Here is a 20,079-nt window from a genome sequence, read left to right as displayed (position 1 = left end):
GGAGGTTTAAGGAACAGATCGCCGACCCGGCGATCGCGGGCTCCGCTGTTTCTTCGTCTCCGTCGGGTAGAAGCGGGTCCCTATCTGGGCAGGGACGGCGGATGCAGAAAGTCCTGCAATTCCACCCTGTCGCAATCCTTCAATAAATGCCGCCTTCCCGCTGCAGGAAGTCGCTGTCCGCCGCTCTCCGGCCGGAGGCGCCCTCCGCCCCTTCGGCTCCGCTTCCCTGGCGGATCACGATTTCCTCGCGTCTTATGGTGCGGCGGGGTTCGGTTTCGGGCTTGAAGGCTTCCCAGATCACTGCCGCCTTGGGTTCGTCGGTCGGCCAGGCGCCATAGACGCGCCGGCCGCTGCGGCGGTCGATGCGCACCAGGCGCATGCCTGGCGGAGCGACGAAGGGCCGCTTGGGCATTTTTTCAAGCACGGGCTCCACGGCTTGGCGCCAGATGGGTGCAGCGGTATTGCCGCCCTGAACATAGCCGCCGAGCGGACGGGGCTGGTCATAGCCGATATACACGCCCGCCACGAGATCGGGCGATCCGCCGATGAACCACGCATTGGTGGGGCCGTTGGTGGTGCCGGTCTTGCCAAAGAGTGGGCGGTTCATGTCACGCAGCCGCTGCGCCGTGCCGCGTGTGATCACCCCTTCGCCGATATGAACGACCTGATAGGCGGTCATCGGGTTCATGAGCTGTTTTCCTGATGGCCGGAAGCGCGGCATTGGCTTTCCGTCCCAATCGGCCATATTGCATCCTTCGCAGGGCTTCCATTTTTCGGGCCAGATCACCTTGCCCCGCCGGTCCTGCACGAAATCCATGACCTTGGGCGTCAACTGCCGCCCATGATTGGCCAGCATGGCATAGGCGTTGACCATCCGCTCCACGGTTGTCTCACCCGCGCCCAGGGCGAAGGAGAGGTAAGGCGTATAGTCGCCGATGCCCATGGTCTTGAAGGTCTTCACCACGTTGTCCATGCCGGTTTGGGAGGCAGTGCGAACGGTCATCAGGTTGCGGGACTGTTCAACGCCCCAGCGCATCGTCTGCGGCCCGGCATTCTTACCAGAAAAGTTGCGGAAACATTTCTGGCCGAGGCGAACGGACTGGAAGACGCAGAAGGGGCCATCAACGATGATGGAGGCAGGGGTCATCCCATGATCGAGGGCTGCTGCATAAACGAATGGTTTTATGGTGGAACCCGGCTGCCTTTCCGCCTGCGTCGCCCGGTTGAAGGAACTGAGGCGGGAATCAAAGCCGCCCTGCATCGCATAAATGCGGCCATTATGCGGATTTTCGACGATCATGCCGCCGGAGACACCGGGGATGTTCCGCAATCTCCAGCCGCTCCCCTCGGGGCTGACCGCAATCAGGTCGCCCGGCCGCATCGCGTCAAAGGCGGTTCCGCCGGTTTTGCGATAGGACATCGAAGCCGCGCCTTCGGACAAGGTGCCGGTTGATCCATTGGCAAAGCCGATGGTTGCGCTGCTGCCGGATTTGCTGACGACAACAGCGATCTTCCAGCTCTGATAGTCAATGCCGATGAAAGTGGAGGAGAGCCGCTTGGCCCATTCCTCATCCATCTGGATGGTATTCACCGGCCCCGACCAGCCCTTGCCCTGATCATAGCGGATGAGGCCGGTGCGGAGCGCCTTGCGCGTCAGATCCTGCATACCGGTATCGAGCGGCGTACGCACCCACAGACCCCCGGCATAAACGCTGTGTGGACCATCTTTGGCGGTTTCGCCGAATTTTTCGATCAGGCGGCGGCGGACCTCCTCTATATAATAGCCGCCGACGCGTTCGAACCGGCTTGCGCTCTGCTGCCGTACGGTGCCGAGCGGCTGGGCGGCGGCTTCCTCATATTGCGAGCGGCTGATCCAGCCATTCTTCCGCATTTCATTGAGCACCCAGTTCCGCCGCTCGATCGCCCGGTCATAATGGACCTCGGGGCGGTAATTGGAGGGGCCCTTCGGCAGGATGGCGAGATAAGCCATTTCATGGAGCTTGAGGTCGCCCACATCCTTGTCAAAATAGGCGCGGGCGGCGGCCTGGACGCCATAGGCGTTCCGGCCAAGGAAGATCTGGTTCAGGTACAGCTCCAGGATCTGCTGCTTCGACATGACGGCTTCGATGCGGTAGGCAAGGATCGCTTCCTTTGCCTTGCGCACATAGCTGACCTCATTGGTCAGAAGCAGATTCTTGGCCACCTGCTGCGTGATGGTGGACGCTCCGATGGGGCGGCCGCTATGCGTCAGGTTGGTGATCATCGCGCCGATGATGCCGGGATAATCCAGCCCATGATGCTGAAAGAAGGTGCGGTCCTCCGCCGCCATATAGGCGCGGATCAGCAGCGGCGGATAATCGGCATATTGGAGCTGTACCCGCCGTTCGCGGGCATAGCTTTGCACCGGTTCCCCATTGATGTCGCGAACGATGGTGGGAAGCGGCGGTTCATATTCCAGCAGCGCGTCCGCATTGGGCAGGTTGCGCGCGAACACGAACCAGATGAAGAGCAGCAGCAATATCGCGGCGCCAAGCGACCAGGCGAGCAGCCTGACCCACCATTTCCGCCACAAATTCTGGAAAAAGGCGGCGATCCCGCCTGCATTGCGTTGCAGCTTGAACCGCAAATTCGTTTCTTCGGCCTCGACCATCACTGATTGGCTCTACCAACTTTTGCGGCGATTGCCAGCCAGGAAGTGCAGGGCGCGCGCGGATGGGGTTGCCGTTTTGGGTTCCCTCTCCGGAGGGAGAGGGTTACGCAGACTTAGGCCGACGTAGTCGGTCTTAGTCGAAGTTGGGTGAGGGGTTCCACGCTGCTGGTAGGGCACAACCCCTCACCAACTCCGGCTAGGCTGCACGCAGCCAAGCCTGCATTCTCTTCCTATGGGAGAGGGGGCGCACTTCAATGGCCTCAATTCTGGACTAGTTGCCGTGCGAAATGGATTTCGACCGCCTTGGCTACGCCCTTTGCGATTTTCGATTGCCCTTCCGGCGAACTGAGGAAGCGCACGTCGTCGGCGTTGGTGATATAGCCGGTTTCGAACAGCACAGAGGGCGTGTCCGGCGCCTTCAGCACCACCAGCGAGGCAAAACGGTGGTAGGCGGTTCGGAAGTCCACATAAGGAGCGGCTTCGCGTTGCAGCAACTTGGCAAAGCTTGCCGAAATATTCATCGTCTCGCGCTGTGTCAGATCAATGAGGATCGATGAGACGTCGTTGCTCTGGCCGCCAAGGTTGATGCCGTTGATGATGTCGGCCTTGTTCTCCCGTGCTGCGAGACGGGCGGCTTCGCGGTCTGAGGCGACTTCGGACAATGTGTAGATCGTGGCGCCGCGCGCGTCCTCATTTTCCGCGGCGTCGGCATGAACCGAGATGAAAAGATCGGCCTTCATCCGGCGGGCGATGCCGTAGCGTTCTTCCAGGACCAGGAACCGGTCGTCATCGCGCGTGAGCGCAACCCTTACACGGCCGGACTTCAGCAATTCCCGCTTGATGGCGCGCGCGACCGCCAGCGTGATGTCCTTCTCTCGCGCATTCAGTTCTTTGTTGAGTGCGCCGGGATCATGACCGCCATGGCCAGCGTCGATGACGACAAGCGGACGGCTGTCGTCGGAGGGACCTGAAACCCTCGGCAATTCAACGCCCTTGGCGGGCGCTGGAATGGGAATGGTGATACCATGAGTGCGTCTTGGCGGGGAGGCGGCATTGGCTGCGGGGAAATCGAAGCTGTTGCGCCCCTGCTTCACCGCTGCCTTAAAGCCGCTGGCGTCCGCTTCCTTGAGCGAAAGCGTAAGGGAAGTACCATCGGCTGCGAAGGCGCCCTCGGAAATGACGGCTGGCCGGACAAGGTCAAAAACGACGCGCGCCGTTGCCTCATCGAACTGGCCCTGCCGGATGGCTGCGATTGGGCCATGCGCCACGCTATTGTTCCCCGGCCGAGCGCCGCTGATATCGAGTGCGATCCGGCGCGGACTGTCCAGAAGAAAGGCCGATGCGCCTTTGACGCCGCCATCGAAATTCAGGATAACCTTGTCGCCATCGACCCGGACGCCGCTGATGCTGCCTGCCTGGGCGGTTACGGGAAGCAATATGGCGGCACAGGCGAGGAGCGCGTTCATGGGCGCATATTTGCGTCCCCTGCGGACGCAGGTCCAGCCAAATTTCTTTGATTTCGCCTTCGGCCGATAATGTGCTGTTGAAGGCGGCCTGAACCGTAAAGCCATATCCCCCCTCTAAATCGCGAAGGTAAATGTTCGATTAACCCTTTTTTGTTCCACGTCCGCGCAATATTTTTAGCGGGGACATTGCCCGGTTCCGTTTCCAGTGCTAGCCATAGGAGGTCCCGTCATCTCCGCTGGAAGCATGCCGGGCTTTTCGAATCGTCATGTTGAATGACGATCAGACCAGGTTGACGCTGCATGAGGCATATTTCATCCACTGACCAACGCCCGCTTCCGGGCCTTGGCGCTTGGATGCGCGTGTCGCGGCCGGGCGAAATTGCCGGCCATGCCGTTGCAGCAGAGGCACATTTTCATCTTCAAACCCCGGCGGATGTAAGGCGCGCAGCGCCGCGTCCGCCCTTTTCATATCGCGTGGCCCCCCGCCGCATACCGGCGGGACGCCATGCACGGAGTATCATTAATGACAATGCGCATGCTGATCGACGCGCGCCACCGGGAGGAAACCCGGGTCGCCGTCGTCAAGGGAAACCGGATCGAGGAATTTGATTTTGAATCTGCCGAGCACAAGCAGCTCAAAGGCAATATCTATCTAGCCAAGGTCACACGGGTCGAACCGTCGCTTCAGGCGGCATTTGTCGACTATGGCGGCAATCGCCATGGCTTCCTTGCCTTTTCCGAAATCCACCCGGACTATTATCAGATTCCCAAGGAGGATCGCGAAGCGTTGCTCGCCGAAGAGGCCGAGCATGCCGCAGAGGAAGCCGCGCTGCGCGCCGAAGCGGAGGACATGGACGGCGACGTCGAGGATATGGCTGCCCCCGCCGCACTCGAAGACGAAGACGTGCATGAGGACGAGGACGGCGAGGTGCAGGCCAAACCGAAGCCGCGCAGCAACGACGCCGCCGCCGAGGATCTGCGCCGCAAGCGCATGGCGCTGCGCCGCCGCTACAAGATTCAGGACGTTATCCGCCGCCGGCAGGTGATGCTGGTGCAGGTGGTCAAGGAGGAGCGGGGCAACAAGGGCGCGGCGCTTACCACTTATCTGAGCCTTGCCGGGCGCTATTGTGTGCTAATGCCGAACACCAGCCATGGCGGCGGCATTTCGCGCAAGATCAGCAATGCAGCCGACCGCAAGCGGCTCAAATCCATCATTTCGGAGTTGAAGCTACCGAGCACCATGGGCTGCATCGTGCGTACGGCAGGGCTGCAGCGCACCAAGCCGGAGATCAAACGCGATTTCGACTATCTCGCCCGCCTGTGGGACGAGATCCGCGAAAATACGCTGAAGGCTGCGGCGCCGGCGCTGATCCATAACGACAGCGACCTCATCAAGCGCGCGATCCGCGACATTTACAATCGCGATATCGAGGAAGTGCTGGTCGAGGGCGAAGACGGTTACAAAGCAGCCAAGGACTTCATGAAGCTGCTGATGCCCAGCCATGCCCGGCGGGTAAAGCAATATGCCGATGCCGTGTCCCTGTTCCAGCGTTTCGGCGTCGAGGACCAGCTTGCCGCCATGTATCATCCGGTGGTGCAACTGAAGTCCGGCGGCTATCTGGTCATCAACCCGACCGAAGCCTTGGTGTCCATCGACATCAACTCGGGCCGCTCCACGCGCGAACATGGGATCGAGCAGACCGCCGTGGCCACCAATCTGGAGGCAGCGCGGGAGATCGCCCGGCAGTTGAAGCTGCGCGACATGGCGGGCCTGGTCGTCATCGACTTCATCGACATGGAGCAGAACTCCAATATCCGCAAAGTCGAAAAGGCCATGAAGGAGGCGCTGAAGGACGATCGCGCCCGTATTCAGGTGGGGCGGATTTCCGGCTTCGGCCTGATGGAGATGAGCCGCCAGCGGCTGCGCACGGGCGTTCTGGAAGCGTCCACTCGCGAATGTCCCCATTGCGAGGGTACCGGCCTTGTCCGCACAGCCTCTTCCGCGGGACTTTCGGCGCTGCGGCTGTTAGAGGAAGAGGCGGCGCGCGGGCGCGGCAGCATCATCACGCTGCGCGCCAGCCAGGAGGCGGCCTTCTACGTCCTCAACAACAAGCGTGCAGAGATCGATGAGATCGAGACACGCTATGGCGTGCGGATCACCATCCTGCCTGACGGGGAAACGGAAGGCGCACGCATGTCGGTGGAGGCCACGGGTCCGCGTCCGGCGAACCTTGTGAGCTATGCGCCCATCGTGGAAGAGGAAGAGGAGGTCTTCGAAGAGCCGCTCGAGGAAGAGGCTGAGGAAGAATTGGCCTCCGAGCGGCCGGCCCAGCAAGGCGAACGGGAAGATGGCCGCCGCCGCCGCCGCCGCCGCCGCGGCCGGAAAGGCCGCAGGGAGGATCACCCCGAACATGTGGCTGAGGGCGAGCCTGCGGTTCTGGAAGGAACTGAAGAGGAGGCTGAAGCGGCTGATGAAGGCCAGGAGCCTCATGAAGCTGTCCTTGCTGAAGAAGGCGAGGGTCGCAGGCGGGGCCGTCGCGGACGCCGCGGCGGACGCCGCCGCCGTGCCGGTGAGCATGCCGCCGGTCATGAGGAACATGCCGAGCCGGTAGAAGCGGTGGCGGAGGTAGAGGCCCTACCTGAGCAAGCCGAAGCCGAGGCAGCCCCCGAAGCGGCTACTCTTGAGGCGATTGCTCCTGAAGTGGTGCACGCTGCCGAACAGCCTGTTGCTGAAGCCGAGCCCCGGAAGACCCGCCGCCGCCCTCGTGCACGCAAGGAAGATGCCGTCGGGGCTCCGGTCGCCGAAGCGAGCCCAGAGATCGGCGCAGAGGCTCCGGTCGAGGAAAAGCCAAAGCGCGGCCGCCGCAAGGCTGCCCCGAAGGCAGTGGCTCCGGCGGAAACCGAAGCTGAAACGGTTGTGGAAAAGCCAAAGCGCACCCGGCGGAAAAAGGTTGAGGCCGAAGCTGCCGAGCCCGAAACGGCCGCGCCTGCTTTCGCTGAGACGGCCCCAGAGGTTGCGCCGGTCGTGGAACCTGCCGCTGCTACGGAAGAAGCTGCGCCTGCCACGGCGGAACCTGCGCCTGCCAATGACGCCAACGGCCAAGCCGCCGAAGAAGAGGACGGCACGCCGCGAAGGGGCTGGTGGCAGCGTACTTTCGGGAATTGACGGAAGAGAGGCGGGCAAGTCCCGCCTCTTTTTTTGCCTAGCGGTTTTTACAACCAGCAGGGCAATTGGGTTCCCGTTCCCGTGGGAATGACAAAAGGCAAAGCCGGACTGCCGCCATTCCTCCCTTCTCCCTTGGGGCTGGCCGCTGCGCGCGCATCGGCGTATGATGCGGCCATGAGCGCCGGCATCGTTTCAAGAGCCTGTCGCTTGGCAGCTCCGGCATCCGGCGCACGCCCGAGAGGGCGCGAAAGCAGGAGAATTGCCATGTCCATTGCCCCACGACTGCGTAGCTATCTGTACGAGCAGCACGCTCAATATGATGTGATTCTGCACGTGCCGACCACATCCTCTTTGCAAAGCGCCATAGCCTCGCATGTTCCCGCCGAGAAGATCGCCAAGGGGGTGCTTCTCGACACTGATGAAGGCTATCTGCTGGCGGTGCTACCGGCGAATCACCGGATCATGCTGTCGGACCTTGCCGACGAATTCGGCTCCCGGCCCAATCTGGTCGAGGAATCCGATCTGGACATGATTTTCCCGGACTGCGCCATGGGCGCGATCCCGGCGCTCGGCGCTGGTTATGACGTGCCCATGATCGTCGATGACAGCATTGACAGCCAGTCGGACGTTTACCTTGAGGCGGGCGATCACAAGTCGCTCATCCATATGACGCATCAGGAGTTCGCCCGGCTGACGGAAGGTGCGCGGCATGGCCGGTTCAGCGTGCATGAGGCGATGCTGCACTAAAACTGCCTTCATGTACCGGCCGCTGCCGAGCGAAGCAGAGATATCGCTTCGCTCCGGACGAAGGGCCTGCCATGCCTTTTGCGCGAAGCCGGATAATGCTAGGGCGGCTGCATGAACGATATGACTCAGACGCCTGAGATGCTCATTTCCAACATGGCCAAGCGCGCCCGCAAGGCCGCGGTGGCGCTTGCACGCGCCACTGACGCGCAAAAGGCCGAAGCACTGCGCTCGGCGGCGCGCACTCTGCGAGAAAGGGAGCGGGAAATTGTCGCTGCCAATGCCAGGGACATGGACAATGGCGCCCAGAACGGCCTTTCGCCAGCCATGCTTGACCGGCTCAAACTGGACAGCGGCCGGATAGCAGGGATCGCCGACGCGGTTGAGGCGGTCGCCGGGCTGGCCGATCCGGTCGGAGCCGTCATCGATGAGGCGAGGCGTCCCAATGGCATGGTGCTGCAAAGGGTTCGGGTGCCGCTGGGCGTCATTGGCATCATTTACGAGAGCAGGCCCAATGTGACGGCCGATGCCGCCGCGCTTTGCCTGCGTTCGGGCAATGCCGTGATATTGCGCGGCGGCAGCGAGGCTCTGGAAAGCAACCGCGCCATTCATGCGGCGATGGCCGAGGGCGTCAGGGCAGCCGGACTTCCTGCCGATGCCGTGCAACTGGTGCCCATTACCGACCGGGCGGCGGTTGGCGCTATGCTGAAGGCAGCGGGTCTCATCGACATCATCATTCCGCGTGGCGGAAAAAGCCTGGTGGCGCGTGTGCAGGAAGAAGCGCGGGTACCGGTGCTCGCGCACCTTGACGGCATCTGCCACACCTTTGTCCACAGAACCGCGGATGCAGCGATGGCGCGGCAGATCACGCTCAATGCCAAGATGCGGCGGACGGGGATTTGCGGAGCGATGGAGACGTTGCTGATCGACAAGGATTTTGCCGATCCTGCGCCCATTATTTCCTCGCTGATCGATGCAGGCTGCGAAGTGCGCGGAGACGAAGGCATATGTGCGCTCGACACTCGGGTCAGGCCCGCAGCGGATGCCGACTGGGACACCGAATATCTGGACAGCGTCTTGTCAGCGCGCATTGTGAGCGGCCTTGAGGAAGCGATGGAGCATATCGATGCCCATGGCAGCCATCATACGGACGCCATTATCACAGAGGACGCGGCGGCGGCCGAAGCGTTCCTGAACGGCGTCGACAGCGCGATCGTCATGTGGAATGCATCCAGCCAGTTTGCCGATGGCGGCGAATTTGGCCTGGGTGCCGAGATCGGAATTTCCACCGGGCGCCTGCATGCCCGGGGACCGGTCGCACTGGAAGGACTGACCACCTATAAGTGGATCGTGCGTGGCACAGGCCAGACGCGGGCTTGAGGGCCGGGACGTGCTCGGATGAGCCAATGTCCACGGCCACGCTCGGGCGGAAGGGGTTGAGGCTAAGCTGCTTCCCGCCTGATGGCCCTGACCCTCTCCCGCCAGGCAATATAGAGCCCGCTCGCCACGATCAGCGCAGCGCCCGCCCAGGTTGACGGGCCCGGCCAATGATCCCAGATCAGCCAGCCCAAAAGGGTCGCCCAGAGCAGGCTGGTATAATCCATTGACATCACCAGCGAGACTGGAGCCAGACGCAGCGACGCAGTGAGGCAGATCTGCCCGGCCCCTCCAGCCAGGCCTATGATCCCCAGCAATATCCAGCTTAGCAAATCATGGCTCTGGCCAAAGAACAGCATGGCCATGCCGAGCGGGGGCAGGGAAAAGAGGGTGAACCAGAAGACCGTCGTCGGGGCAGCTTCCGTGCGCCCTATCTGCCGCAACACAATGCTGACCACAGCAACAACCATAGCGGCCGCGATCGCAACGGAAAGGCCTAGAGGTTCAAAATGCATGGTGCCAGGCTGAACCATGACGAGAACGCCCAGAAATCCGGCCAGCACGGCGCCCCAGCGATGAAGGCCCGTGGCTTCCTTCAGCACCAGCGCGGAAAGGATGGTGGCGAAGATCGGAACTGTGAAACCGATGGTGGTGGCTTCGGCAAGCGGGAGCAAAGTCACTGTGAGGAAGTTCAGGACCATTCCGGCAAGACCGACCGCCGTCCTGCTGGCATGCGCGCCGAGCCGCGCGGTTCGAACGGACATAAGGCCTGGCCCCATCCAAAGCCAGGCCAGCAGGACGGGCAAGAACAGGAACTGGCGGTAGAAGAGCGCTTCCACAACATGCACGCCCCGTTCTCCCGCCAGCTTGGCCGCTGCCAGCATGACGGCAAGGCAAGCTACAGCGACGATCCGCAAAATGATCGCGGTCTGACGCCGTTCCGCACGGGCGGGCGCAATGGACGGCTGGTCCATCCGGCCAGTGGAAGGGGAAACGGAAGGGGAGGGTGAGGTCACCCCCCGCCTTTAGCCAAAGCCTTCACCGATGCAAGCTAACTTGGAATCAACGCGGGGGCTTGCGGAATTTCAGCGTCATCCGGTCGCTTTCACCGATGGCGAGATATTTCTCCCGGTCCACCTCACCTTTTCTGAGCGTCGGAGGCAGAACCCACACGCCCTCGGGCCAGTCGTGGCTGTCCTTGGGATTGGCATTGATGCCGCTCTCGCCCGCCAATTCAAAGCCTGCGGCCTTGGCGAGCCCAATGACCTCGCTTCGCTTGATATAGCCGCTTTTTTCCTGAAGCGCGCTGTCCATCTCTTCGGGCAAGCGGTGGTCGACGACGCCCAGCACCCCACCGGGCTTCAGCATGGCGAACATCTGGTTGAAGGCTGCCTGAGCCGCATCTCTGCCGCCGAAGCGCCAATTATGCACATTCCGGAAGGTCAGGACGATGTCAGCCGTGCCGTCCGGGACCTTCATCTGGCCGTCGCTGTTTGGAAACAACGCGACGGTGGCGTGGGCCAGCGATGGCTTGCCCGCTACCAGCTTTTGCGTCGCCTCCAATCCACGCGGCGCCGTTGCCAGGTAAAGTTTGCCCTTTGCCTTGGTAAGCGGCCCCAGAATTTCGCTGTACCATCCGCCGCCCGGCCAGATCTCCACGACTGTATCGGTTGGCTTCACGCCAAAGAAGCTGAGCGTCTCCACGGGATGGCGATATTTGTCGCGCGCGCGATTGCTTTCTGTCCTGCCCGGATCAGCCACGGCCCCGGCGATCGCATCCGCCGGCTGGCCGTGATGAGCGGAATGATCCTGCGCCTGCGAGGCGGATGCCGTCAGAACAAGAGACAGGGCGGTTGCAAGGACGGTGGTCGTGCGCATGGATCGGCTCCTCTACGATTGGTGGCCGATAGTTGGAGCCCTGGTGCGCTAAAGTCCAGCGCTAAACTTATGGTATTTCCAATGTGAGTAATCTTTGCACTAAGAGCTCTTTGCCCCGAAATCGTCGTCCCTGCGCAGGGACGATTACAGGCAAGCCTCCAGGAAAGGCTGGTCGAAGCCGAACTGCTTCGCCTTTTCCAGAGTATAGGGCCGCAGACCCATCGAGCGATACTCGCCGATGATCTTCCCGTTCTCGTCCTCGTCATGATATTCGAACTTGAACAGTTCCTGGGTGACGATGACCTCGCCCTCCATGCCGATGACCTCGGTGATGTTGGTGACGCGGCGCGAACCGTCGCGAAGGCGCTTCACCTGCACGATGAGGTCGACGGAGTCGGCGATCTGCTTGGAAATGGCTTCCTTGGGAATCTTGATGTCGCCCATCAGGATCATGTTCTCCATACGGCCCAGGCACTCGCGGGGCGAGTTTGAGTGGAGCGTACACATCGACCCGTCATGGCCCGTGTTCATCGCGGCGAGCAGGTCAAAGCACTCCGCGCCGCGAATTTCGCCCAGGATGATGCGGTCCGGGCGCATACGCAGGGCGTTTTTCACAAGGTCGCCGATGGTGATCTCACCCTGGCCCTCAAGGTTGGCGGGGCGCGTTTCGAGCGGCAGCCAGTGCGGCTGTTGCAGGCGGAGTTCCGCCGCGTCCTCGATGGTCAGTACGCGCTCGCCGGGGTCGATCATCTTCGACAGGGCGTTGAGCATGGTGGTCTTGCCCGAACCGGTGCCGCCCGAAATCACGATGTTGAAGCGGCTCGCCCCCGCAATCTTGAGGGCCGTGCACATTTTGGCGTTCATCGCGCCCCATTGGCACAGATTGTCGAGCGTGATCGGCTTGGCCGAAAATTTACGGATCGAGATGGCGGTGCCGCGCAGCGAAAGCGGCGGCACGATCACGTTGACGCGGCTGCCGTCCTTCAAGCGGGCGTCGGCGAGCGGCGTCGTCTGGTCGACGCGGCGGCCGACCTGGTTCACGATACGCTGCGCGATCTGGAACAGATGCTCCTCGTCGCGGAATTGAATAGGCGCGATCTGCAGCTTGCCCTTCTTTTCGATATAGGTCTGCTCCGGGCCATTGACCATGATGTCGGTGACGTCGGGATCGGCCAGCAGCTCCTCCAGCGGACCCAGGCCCAAAAGCTCGTCGACCAGCACCTTTTCCAGCGCGAATTGCTCGCGCCGGTTGAGCGTCAGCTTGAGCTCGGCGAGCACCTCCATGATGATCGGCCGGAATTCCTCCGCCAGTTCATCCTTGGTGAGCGTCGCGGCGGCTTCCGGGTCAACACGCTCCAAAAGGCGGGGGAGCACCTGTTCCTTGATCTTGTGAACCGAAGCCTCAAAGCCCTCTGCCTTCACCTGCACATGGTCGGCGTTGGCCCGGTCATCAAGCCGCGCCAGCGCCTCATCCGTCTTGCTGAGCGGCGGCGCCGGTTCTTCGGCAAGGGGAAGGGCGAATGGATCGATAGGAGGAAACTGCTCCCCGCCGCGAGCCTCAGGCTCCTGCGAAGGCCGAACCCCACCCCCATGCATCGGCCGCGCCACCCCAAAAGCCGGCCGCCCGCCAAGTCCATTTTTCCGTCCGAAAGCGCTCATATCTCTCCGCCGCCTGTGGCTGGTTTTCGCCAGTGAGATGGTGATGGAGTTGGTGAATAGGGCGGAAACTTTGAGAAAGTGCTAATGGGCCTTAGCAGAAGGTTAGAGGATTTGGCTTTACACCAATTTTGACTGGTAGCATCGCCACGGCGTCGCCATCAATTTGCACTGGCACAGATCTTTCGGCGGATGCTTCCAGGTTCGAACAGGAAAACCTGATCAAGCCAGGACAACGTTCGACACTGTTGCATAACAGGGCAACTAAAAAGCGAAGATATCTCCTCCGATTGGCGATGGGTAGCATCACAACATGAAGATGTGGATCGGTGACGCTGGCATAGGGCGCGAAGCTCCATGGGCCAGCGTAAAAGCGACCTTTGGCAACGTAGAATGCTTCGCATTCGGCGCTTCCGTTTTCCCAAGTCAATGTAATAGGATTTCGGCGCCAACTCAGCAGCTCCGCAAGGAACATCACGCCATAGGCGTATTTTCCACAAAGTCGCTTCAAGCGCGATGGCAGTCTCGCCACAATGCGGCTATCGGGTCCGGCACTGGCACAGGTCAGGAAGATTTTTCCGTTCAATTCTCCAAGGAAGTGTTGGCGGGGATTAACCTCGTCGAGCGTCGTCAGGGCCGGAGTTCTCTTGTAAGGCAGAGCCATTTCGCGAGCGAGAAGATTGACAGTACCGGCCGGATAGATACCAACGGAGATCGGCCGCCCACAATCTGCGGCAGCGCCGGCTACATGTCTGGCAGTCCCATCACCTCCGAATGCCCATATATGGGTTGTCGCAGAGTTCACGCATAATGTCGCACCGGGCATACTTGGCGAAACGGACACCCTTGCGCCACAACGCACCAATTGATCCTGAAATTCTACAAGGCGCTTGGTCCTAAACCCGCCAGCTGAGGGATTGGCAAAGATTTGTATAACCGGAGGGGTATTTTGCCGCTTGCGAAGCATGATTCAGGCCGTTGCAGGATATGGAACGTTCGCGCCATCAATTTCAGCCGTTGCCGCCTGTCCTTTGGCAAGGCGTTCTGCCAATGCGTAGCTTGCCCATGCTATGAGCATACCCACTGGCACATCGATCAGATAATGCCACCTGCTCGCAACGGCAGTAATCAAAATGAAGAACAAAATAAACGAATAAAGTGGAACGAGTATTTTACCATGATGCCAGGCAAACAGAAAAAATAAGAATGCACTTGCCGAATGCAGCGACGGCATGGCTGCTAAGCCGACCGTGAAATTAGCCCCCCCATGTTTGGAAAGCCACTCTGGCCCCTCCGCGACGGAAATTCTGTAAAATTCAAGCATGCTACGTTGTCCCCCGGAAATCGTGGGGTCGACCCCTGCTTCATAAATGAACGGTCCAAGAGCTGGAGCAATCAGATATCCTATGGTGCCGATAACCTGGAGAAGCAACGCGGCTATTATCAAATTCCCAGTAAATATAGTCGAAATTTGTAGGGTTAATATGGGGAATCCATAACTTTATATTAAAATGTGCAAAAAGAATTGCTATATAGCAAGGGAGAGCTAATAGAAATCGTAAAGCTACATCTTTTCGTCCAGCGAAAAAAGTGATGACGCCCAGTGCTGCGACACCGATAAGGGGATATATGTAGTGGATGCCAACGAATTGTGCTCGCTCCCCGGAGGGATATATTATAGGTAAATTAAATGTCCACGAAAGAATAAGCATGAATAGGACAATTGCAATTGTGACTAATATTTCGGGAGAGATTTTTCCAATATTGATCATGCGTCACCCAGTCGATCGTTTGGCTTTTTAACGTGGCTCAATAGGGTTAATAATTTCTCAAGGCGGGCCTAAAATAGAGAATCGACATCTACTTCTCACCCTTGCCAACCCCCTCAATATCCACGATATGTCACCCCACATTCATGCAGGCGCGCCTAACACCGCCCGCATGAGGAAAAGAGTTTCAGGGATGGGCTGGAATCGTCGGTTCAAATGGGGCGCTCTGGGGGCGTTGGTGTTGTTGCTGGCCGGGTGCGGGTCGGGGCCGGATAACCGGCGGCCGGGCCGTTCCGTGCCTGCTCCTTCGTCGGCTGAGGCGCGGCAGTGTCTGGCGGATCTTCGTTCCGCCTCCGTTCGCTTCACTCCGCTGCCCGACCAGCATTTTGGCGGCGGGTGCCATGCCATCAACAGTGTGAAGTTGCTCGACATCGGTACGCCGGTGACCAATTTGGGGGCGATGACATGCCCGCTGGCGGGAAAATTCGCCGCGTGGGCGCGTTATGGGGTGCAGCCCGCGGCGCGGCTCATTCTGGGGTCCGAACTGGTCAGGATCGAAACATACGGCACCTATGCCTGCCGCAACATCAACGGCAACATGTCCGGCAACCGGTCCGAACATGCGCATAGCAATGCCGTGGACGTTGCGGCCTTCGTGCTTGCCGACGGGCGGCGGATCACGGTGAGGGACCAGTGGAATGGCGATGACCAGTCGCGGCGATTCCTTCGGGTTATCCATGAGAGCGCCTGCAAGCGGTTCCGCACAGTGCTCAGCCCCGATTATAATGCTGCCCACCGCGATCATTTCCATTTCGATATGGGCGGCAAGGGAATCTATTGCCGCTAATCCCGCTCCGTTCCGGGACAAGCTGAACCCATGATATTGGAATTGCCACAATTGCTGCTTAAATGGGCTGAATGACAAACAAAGAAATTGCCGAGCGAAAATTTCGCCGCGCTTCAGATGATGCCAGCACCGCCAAACTGGCCGTTTCCACACCGCAAACCGAAAGCGACGCCTATAAGCTGGCGTTCCAGGATACAGAATTCCTTCTGAGGGAGGATTTGCGGCCGGTGCGGTTTCAGCTTGAGTTGCTGAAGCCGGAACTGCTGCTGGATGAGGCGCAGATTGAATCGACCTTCGTCTTCTATGGCTCGGCGCGCATTCCGCATCCCGATCAGGCGCATGTGCCGATCGAAAAGGCGCAGACCGATTATGACCGCAAGGTCGCAGAGCGCCTTGCCGAGAAGGCCAAATATTATGACGAGGCCCGCAAGCTTGCCTATAAGGCCAGCAAATTTCCGATGACGGACGACGGGTGCCGCAACTTCGTGGTCTGCTCAGGCGGCGGCCCTTCGATCATGGAGGCGGCGAACAAGGGCGCGCATGAGGCGGGGGCCTTGTCGATCGGGCTCAACATCGTCCTGCCACATGAACAGGCGCCCAATCATTATGTGACGCCGGAATTGAGCTTTCAGTTCCACTATTTCGCGCTCCGCAAGATGCACTTCCTGCTGCGGGCGCGGGCGCTGGCGGTTTTCCCCGGCGGGTTCGGGACGTTCGACGAATTCTTTGAAACGCTGACCCTCATCCAGACCGGAAAGATGAAGCCGATCCCCGTCCTTGTCTTTGGCCAGGACTTCTGGAACCGGGTGGTGAATTTCGAGGCTCTGGCCGAGGAGGGTACGGTCAGCCCGGAGGATCTGGACCTGTTCCACTTCGTTGAAACCGCCGATGATGCCTGGGACATCGTTCAGACATTCTATGAGAAAGCAGGCATGCCCGGCTACCGGTAGCCCTGGAGGCAATGCCAACGCGCGGATCCTTGATTTGCTTGTTGAAACTGCATCACTGGAGAATGAAATGACAGAGACCCTGGACGCTGCACAGAACCAGCCCGCAGGCTATGTCCCGCCAAAGATATGGCAATGGGACAAGGAGAATGGGGGGCAATTCGCCAGCGTCAACCGTCCGGTTTCCGGGGCCACGCACGAGAAAGCGCTGCCGGTGGGCAAACATCCGCTCCAGCTCTATTCCCAGGGGACGCCCAATGGGATCAAGGTCACCATCATGCTGGAAGAGCTTCTGGCGCTCGGCCATTCAGGCGCGGAATATGACGCCTGGCTGATCAGGATCGGTGAAGGGGATCAGTTTTCCAGCGGCTTTGTGGAGATCAATCCCAATTCAAAGATCCCCGCAATGATGGACTATTCGACCAACCCGCCCACCCGCCTTTTTGAAAGCGGCTCGATCCTTTTCTATCTAGGCGAAAAATTTGGCGCCTTCCTGCCCAGGGAACATCATAAGCGTGCAGAAACGATGAACTGGCTGATGTGGCAGATGGGTTCTGCCCCCTTTGTTGGCGGAGGTTTCGGTCATTTCTTCACTTATGCTCCGTTCAAGATGGAATATCCCATCAATCGCTACGCCATGGAAACGAAGCGGCAGCTCCACGTGCTCGACACGCAGCTTGCCAGGAACGAATATGTGGCAGGGGACCAATATACGATCGCCGACATGGCGATCTGGCCCTGGTATGGCTCGCTCATGCGCGATGGCTATGGTGCACAGGAATTTCTGTCGGTGCATGAATATCGCAATGTCGATCGCTGGGCGGACCTGATCGGCAATCGGGAGGGCGTGAAACGGGGCCAAATGGTCAATCGCACCGCTGGCGCTCCGGAAACGCAACTGCGCGAACGGCATACGGCCAGCGACTTCGAACGGAACCGTCAGGATATGGTGGAGGCCCGCGGCGGAGAGCGAATATGACTATAAGCGTGTAGCCATGGCCGGGCTGAAGATATTCACCATCGGCTATGAGGGCGCGACGCAGGCGGACTTCATCGCCCGGCTGGCGGAAGCGGGGATTGAACTGCTCGCCGATGTCAGGGCCGTGCCGCTCTCCCGCCGGCCTGGCTTTTCCAAAAATGTGCTGGCGGCCGCCTTGAAGGAAGCCGGGATCGATTATGTGGGCTTGAAGGCGCTCGGCACGCCGCCGGAGGGCAGGGAGGCCGCGCGCAAGGGACGGAGTGACATTTTGTCGCGGGTTTATGCCGCGCAACTGGAATTGCCGGAGGCGCAATTGGCCGCGGCCCAACTGGTCGACATGGCGAGAGAGCGGCCAACGGCATTGCTCTGCTTTGAACGGGACCCTTGTGCCTGTCATCGCTCGCTGCTCATCAAGGCCGTGATGCCGCAGGCCGAGACGGTGCACCTCTTCGTCTGAACCTCGCCCCGCCTTGCGGCCTGCGGGATTGAAGCCCCGCGTCTCCGACCTATGTCTTGTTGGCAATAACGCACTGATTTTTATGGTTTGATCCAGAAGGGTTTTTCTGATGACAAATGCCGCCGCCGGAATGCCTTGCCCAGTATGCCGTGTTCCGCTTGTGATGAGCGAACGCCAGGGCGTGGAGATCGATTATTGCCCGCAATGCCGGGGCGTGTGGCTCGACCGGGGCGAGCTCGACAAGATACTGGAACGCAGCGCCCAAAGCGCCCCTGCGGCAGCGCCCCAGCCCGTGCAACCCGCGCCCCATTATGGCGATCAGCGTTCACAGCCCTGGGGGCAGAAGCCGTATAAGAGGAAGAAGTCTTTCCTAGAAGAACTCTTCGATTAGGCCCGGCAGACTCGGCGCTCAGCTTGACTTTGCGCCGCAAACCGTCTTTTAGGTCATCTCTAGACGACGGTCCCCGGCAGGCGCTGCCGGGGTTAAAGGGGAATGCAGTGAAGCGCGAAGCAAGCGCCAATCTGCGGCTGCCCCCGCAACTGTAAGCGGCGAGTCGAGGCCATTAGCCACTGGGACTTGGGTCCTGGGAAGGCGGCCAGGACGATCGAGCCGCAAGCCAGGAGACCCGCCCTCGTCTTGCATCGGACGAACGGGCGGGGTGCCCCGGTATGTCGGACAGGCGGACAGGCGATCTAGCGCCTTGCGTCAGTCTTTTCCCAGCGCCCCGGAATGGAAGGGGCGCTGTGACCGCAACAATATTGGTTTGCACAAGCTGCAAGGGTGAAAGCGAGGCCGCGGGCGCCCGGCTGGCTGATGCCGTCGAGGCTGGGCTTGCGGCCGACGGGAGTGGCGCTCGGCTGTTGCGCGTCAACTGTCTGGCCAACTGCACTCGCGGTCCCAGCGCTGTCATCCGTGCGGAAGGAAGCTGGTCCTACATCTTCGGGTCGCTCTCGCCCGACGATTCATCCAGCCTCATTGCAGGGGCGGCGCTTCTCAAGGACTCCATCGACGGCCTGCTGCCCTGGCGGGGGCGGCCCGATTGCCTCAAGCGCGGCATGATTGCGCGCATTCCTCCCCTCGATTTTGCCGGAGAACAGCCATGACCCTTTCGCTTGCTCGCGTGCCTTGTACGATCGTCACCGGCTTTCTTGGAGCAGGAAAGACGACGCTCGTCCGCCATATCCTTGCCAAGGCTGGGGGCAGGCGCCTTGCCGTGATCGTCAATGAATTTGGTGACGTTGGCATTGATGGCGACCTGCTGAAGGGCTGCGGCATTGAAAGCTGCCCCGAAGAGAATATCGTCGAACTTGCCAATGGCTGCCTCTGCTGCACGGTGGCCGACGATTTCGTGCCCGCCATCGACGCCATTTTGGCCCGGGAGCCAAGGGTGGATCATATCCTTATCGAAACCTCCGGCCTCGCCCTTCCGAAGCCGCTGGTGCAGGCGTTCAACTGGCCCAGCATCAAGAGCCGCGTGACGGTCGACGGCGTGGTGGCGGTGGTCGATGGCGCGGCCTTGGCGGAAGGCAGGGTTGCTGCCGACATGGAGGCCCTCGCCGCGCAGCGAGAGGCAGACGAGACACTGGACCATGATGATCCGGTGGAAGAAGTTTTTCTGGACCAGCTCGCCTGTGCCGACCTGGTGGTCATGACCAAGGCCGATCTTTTCGCATCCGAGGCCGAGCGGCAAGGCGCGCATGATGCGGTCGGGAAGGCGCTGCCGTCCGCCGTCCGGGTCATTGAAAGCCGGGGCGGGGTGGATCCGTCGGTGATGCTCGGCCTTGGCCTTGACGCGCAGGAGAGCATTGAAGCGCGGCGAACGCTGCACGATGCGGAGGGCGATCATGAGCATGACGATTTCGACAGTTTCATTGTCGATCTACCGGAAATCTTCGACCCGGAGGCCATCGTTCAGCGGATCGATGCTGCGGCGCGTGATCATGGCGTGTTGCGCGTCAAAGGCTTCCTGGCCGTCACCGGGAAGGCGATGCGCCTTCAGGTTCAGGCAGTGGGCGCGCGCGTGACGCACCAGTTCGACCGCCTTTGGGAAGCAGGCGAGCGTTCCGGGCGGCTCGTCGTCATCGGCCTTAACGGCATGGACCGCGAGGCGGTCGCGCAGGCCCTGCGCGGCTGATCGGGGAG

Annotated in this window: 17 protein-coding genes and 1 riboswitch; of the genes, 10 read left to right on the top strand and 7 right to left on the bottom strand. The window is 60.6% G+C overall.

Annotation, left to right across the window (positions count from 1 at the left end; genetic code table 11):
• Positions 1–139: 139 nt before the first annotated feature.
• Together VJS46_RS00885 and VJS46_RS00880 are read right to left on the bottom strand one after the other, a co-directional pair.
• On the bottom strand, positions 140–2,650 hold the full coding sequence (locus VJS46_RS00885; protein ID WP_324057451.1) for a PBP1A family penicillin-binding protein: 2,511 nt from the start codon (positions 2,648–2,650) through the stop codon (positions 140–142).
• A 260-nt stretch (positions 2,651–2,910) separates the two neighbouring features.
• Positions 2,911–4,116 carry an N-acetylmuramoyl-L-alanine amidase gene (locus VJS46_RS00880; protein WP_324057450.1) on the bottom strand — a complete coding sequence of 402 codons (1,206 nt, stop codon included), beginning with the start codon at positions 4,114–4,116 and terminating at the stop codon, positions 2,911–2,913.
• Between the two features lie 523 nt (positions 4,117–4,639).
• On the opposite strand from VJS46_RS00880, the gene VJS46_RS00875 reads away from it, so the two are divergent.
• The 3 genes from VJS46_RS00875 (at position 4,640) to VJS46_RS00865 (ending at position 9,406) form a co-directional block, all read left to right on the top strand.
• On the top strand, positions 4,640–7,282 hold the full coding sequence (locus VJS46_RS00875; protein ID WP_324057449.1) for a ribonuclease E/G: 2,643 nt from the start codon (positions 4,640–4,642) through the stop codon (positions 7,280–7,282).
• Between the two features lie 264 nt (positions 7,283–7,546).
• Positions 7,547–8,029 carry a YbaK/EbsC family protein gene (locus VJS46_RS00870; protein ID WP_324057448.1) on the top strand — a complete coding sequence of 161 codons (483 nt, stop codon included), beginning with the start codon at positions 7,547–7,549 and terminating at the stop codon, positions 8,027–8,029.
• Positions 8,030–8,140: 111 nt separating this feature from the next.
• Positions 8,141–9,406 carry a glutamate-5-semialdehyde dehydrogenase gene (locus VJS46_RS00865; protein ID WP_324057447.1) on the top strand — a complete coding sequence of 422 codons (1,266 nt, stop codon included), beginning with the start codon at positions 8,141–8,143 and terminating at the stop codon, positions 9,404–9,406.
• Positions 9,407–9,468: 62 nt separating this feature from the next.
• On the opposite strand, the gene VJS46_RS00860 is transcribed toward VJS46_RS00865, so the two are convergent.
• The 5 genes from VJS46_RS00860 to VJS46_RS00840 form a co-directional block, all read right to left on the bottom strand.
• Positions 9,469–10,377: a DMT family transporter gene (locus VJS46_RS00860; RefSeq protein ID WP_324057481.1), complete on the bottom strand. Its 909-nt coding sequence runs from the start codon at positions 10,375–10,377 to the stop codon at positions 9,469–9,471.
• 88 nt (positions 10,378–10,465) lie between these two features.
• Positions 10,466–11,281, bottom strand: a complete 816-nt coding sequence (locus VJS46_RS00855) for a methyltransferase type 11 (protein WP_324057446.1) — start codon at positions 11,279–11,281, stop codon at positions 10,466–10,468.
• Between the two features lie 144 nt (positions 11,282–11,425).
• Positions 11,426–12,940, bottom strand: coding sequence for a CpaF family protein (locus tag VJS46_RS00850; RefSeq protein WP_324057445.1), 1,515 nt, complete (start codon positions 12,938–12,940; stop codon positions 11,426–11,428).
• Between the two features lie 91 nt (positions 12,941–13,031).
• Positions 13,032–13,904 (bottom strand): diacylglycerol/lipid kinase family protein, encoded by an 873-nt coding sequence (locus tag VJS46_RS00845; RefSeq protein WP_324057444.1) that lies wholly within the window; start codon positions 13,902–13,904, stop codon positions 13,032–13,034.
• A 3-nt stretch (positions 13,905–13,907) separates the two neighbouring features.
• A complete protein-coding gene (locus VJS46_RS00840) occupies positions 13,908–14,369 on the bottom strand; it encodes a phosphatase PAP2 family protein (protein ID WP_324057480.1) in 462 nt (153 codons plus the stop codon).
• 530 nt (positions 14,370–14,899) lie between these two features.
• Here VJS46_RS00840 and VJS46_RS00835 point away from each other — a divergent pair.
• From VJS46_RS00835 to cobW, 7 genes are all read left to right on the top strand, one after another.
• Entirely contained in the window at positions 14,900–15,553 is a 654-nt protein-coding gene (locus VJS46_RS00835; RefSeq protein ID WP_324057443.1) for an extensin family protein, read from the top strand.
• Positions 15,554–15,624: 71 nt separating this feature from the next.
• On the top strand, positions 15,625–16,503 hold the full coding sequence (locus VJS46_RS00830; protein ID WP_324057442.1) for a TIGR00730 family Rossman fold protein: 879 nt from the start codon (positions 15,625–15,627) through the stop codon (positions 16,501–16,503).
• Between the two features lie 67 nt (positions 16,504–16,570).
• Entirely contained in the window at positions 16,571–17,479 is a 909-nt protein-coding gene (gene yghU / locus VJS46_RS00825) for a glutathione-dependent disulfide-bond oxidoreductase (RefSeq protein ID WP_324057441.1), read from the top strand.
• A gap of 25 nt (positions 17,480–17,504) precedes the next feature.
• The gene (locus tag VJS46_RS00820; RefSeq protein WP_324057479.1) at positions 17,505–17,936 is read left to right on the top strand and encodes a DUF488 domain-containing protein; all 432 of its coding nucleotides are present in this window, start codon (positions 17,505–17,507) and stop codon (positions 17,934–17,936) included.
• Between the two features lie 109 nt (positions 17,937–18,045).
• A complete protein-coding gene (locus VJS46_RS00815) occupies positions 18,046–18,327 on the top strand; it encodes a zf-TFIIB domain-containing protein (RefSeq protein ID WP_324057440.1) in 282 nt (93 codons plus the stop codon).
• 50 nt (positions 18,328–18,377) lie between these two features.
• A riboswitch (cobalamin riboswitch) is annotated at positions 18,378–18,584 on the top strand.
• 96 nt (positions 18,585–18,680) lie between these two features.
• The gene (locus tag VJS46_RS00810; RefSeq protein WP_324057439.1) at positions 18,681–19,040 is read left to right on the top strand and encodes a DUF1636 family protein; all 360 of its coding nucleotides are present in this window, start codon (positions 18,681–18,683) and stop codon (positions 19,038–19,040) included.
• Positions 19,037–20,071 carry a cobalamin biosynthesis protein CobW gene (cobW, locus tag VJS46_RS00805; protein ID WP_324057438.1) on the top strand — a complete coding sequence of 345 codons (1,035 nt, stop codon included), beginning with the start codon at positions 19,037–19,039 and terminating at the stop codon, positions 20,069–20,071. The genes VJS46_RS00810 and cobW overlap by 4 nt, the downstream gene beginning before the upstream one ends.
• Positions 20,072–20,079 lie beyond the last annotated feature (8 nt).

This window comes from Rhizorhapis sp., from assembly GCF_035276005.1.
Lineage (GTDB): Bacteria > Pseudomonadota > Alphaproteobacteria > Sphingomonadales > Sphingomonadaceae > Rhizorhapis.
Note: the sequence above shows the minus strand (reverse complement) of the source record. Positions and strands in the feature narration are given on the sequence as shown.

Excerpts from the sequence above, each read along its gene's own strand:
- VJS46_RS00885 (WP_324057451.1), bottom strand. The coding sequence starts at position 2,650 with ATGGTCGAGGCCGAAGAAACGAATTTGCGGTTCAAGCTGCAACGCAAT.
- VJS46_RS00880 (WP_324057450.1), bottom strand. The coding sequence starts at position 4,116 with ATGAACGCGCTCCTCGCCTGTGCCGCCATATTGCTTCCCGTAACCGCC.
- VJS46_RS00875 (WP_324057449.1), top strand. The coding sequence starts at position 4,640 with ATGACAATGCGCATGCTGATCGACGCGCGCCACCGGGAGGAAACCCGG.
- VJS46_RS00870 (WP_324057448.1), top strand. The coding sequence starts at position 7,547 with ATGTCCATTGCCCCACGACTGCGTAGCTATCTGTACGAGCAGCACGCT.
- VJS46_RS00865 (WP_324057447.1), top strand. The coding sequence starts at position 8,141 with ATGAACGATATGACTCAGACGCCTGAGATGCTCATTTCCAACATGGCC.
- VJS46_RS00860 (WP_324057481.1), bottom strand. The coding sequence starts at position 10,377 with ATGGACCAGCCGTCCATTGCGCCCGCCCGTGCGGAACGGCGTCAGACC.
- VJS46_RS00855 (WP_324057446.1), bottom strand. The coding sequence starts at position 11,281 with ATGCGCACGACCACCGTCCTTGCAACCGCCCTGTCTCTTGTTCTGACG.
- VJS46_RS00850 (WP_324057445.1), bottom strand. The coding sequence starts at position 12,940 with ATGAGCGCTTTCGGACGGAAAAATGGACTTGGCGGGCGGCCGGCTTTT.
- VJS46_RS00845 (WP_324057444.1), bottom strand. The coding sequence starts at position 13,904 with ATGCTTCGCAAGCGGCAAAATACCCCTCCGGTTATACAAATCTTTGCC.
- VJS46_RS00835 (WP_324057443.1), top strand. The coding sequence starts at position 14,900 with ATGGGCTGGAATCGTCGGTTCAAATGGGGCGCTCTGGGGGCGTTGGTG.
- VJS46_RS00830 (WP_324057442.1), top strand. The coding sequence starts at position 15,625 with ATGACAAACAAAGAAATTGCCGAGCGAAAATTTCGCCGCGCTTCAGAT.
- yghU (WP_324057441.1), top strand. The coding sequence starts at position 16,571 with ATGACAGAGACCCTGGACGCTGCACAGAACCAGCCCGCAGGCTATGTC.
- VJS46_RS00815 (WP_324057440.1), top strand. The coding sequence starts at position 18,046 with ATGACAAATGCCGCCGCCGGAATGCCTTGCCCAGTATGCCGTGTTCCG.
- cobW (WP_324057438.1), top strand. The coding sequence starts at position 19,037 with ATGACCCTTTCGCTTGCTCGCGTGCCTTGTACGATCGTCACCGGCTTT.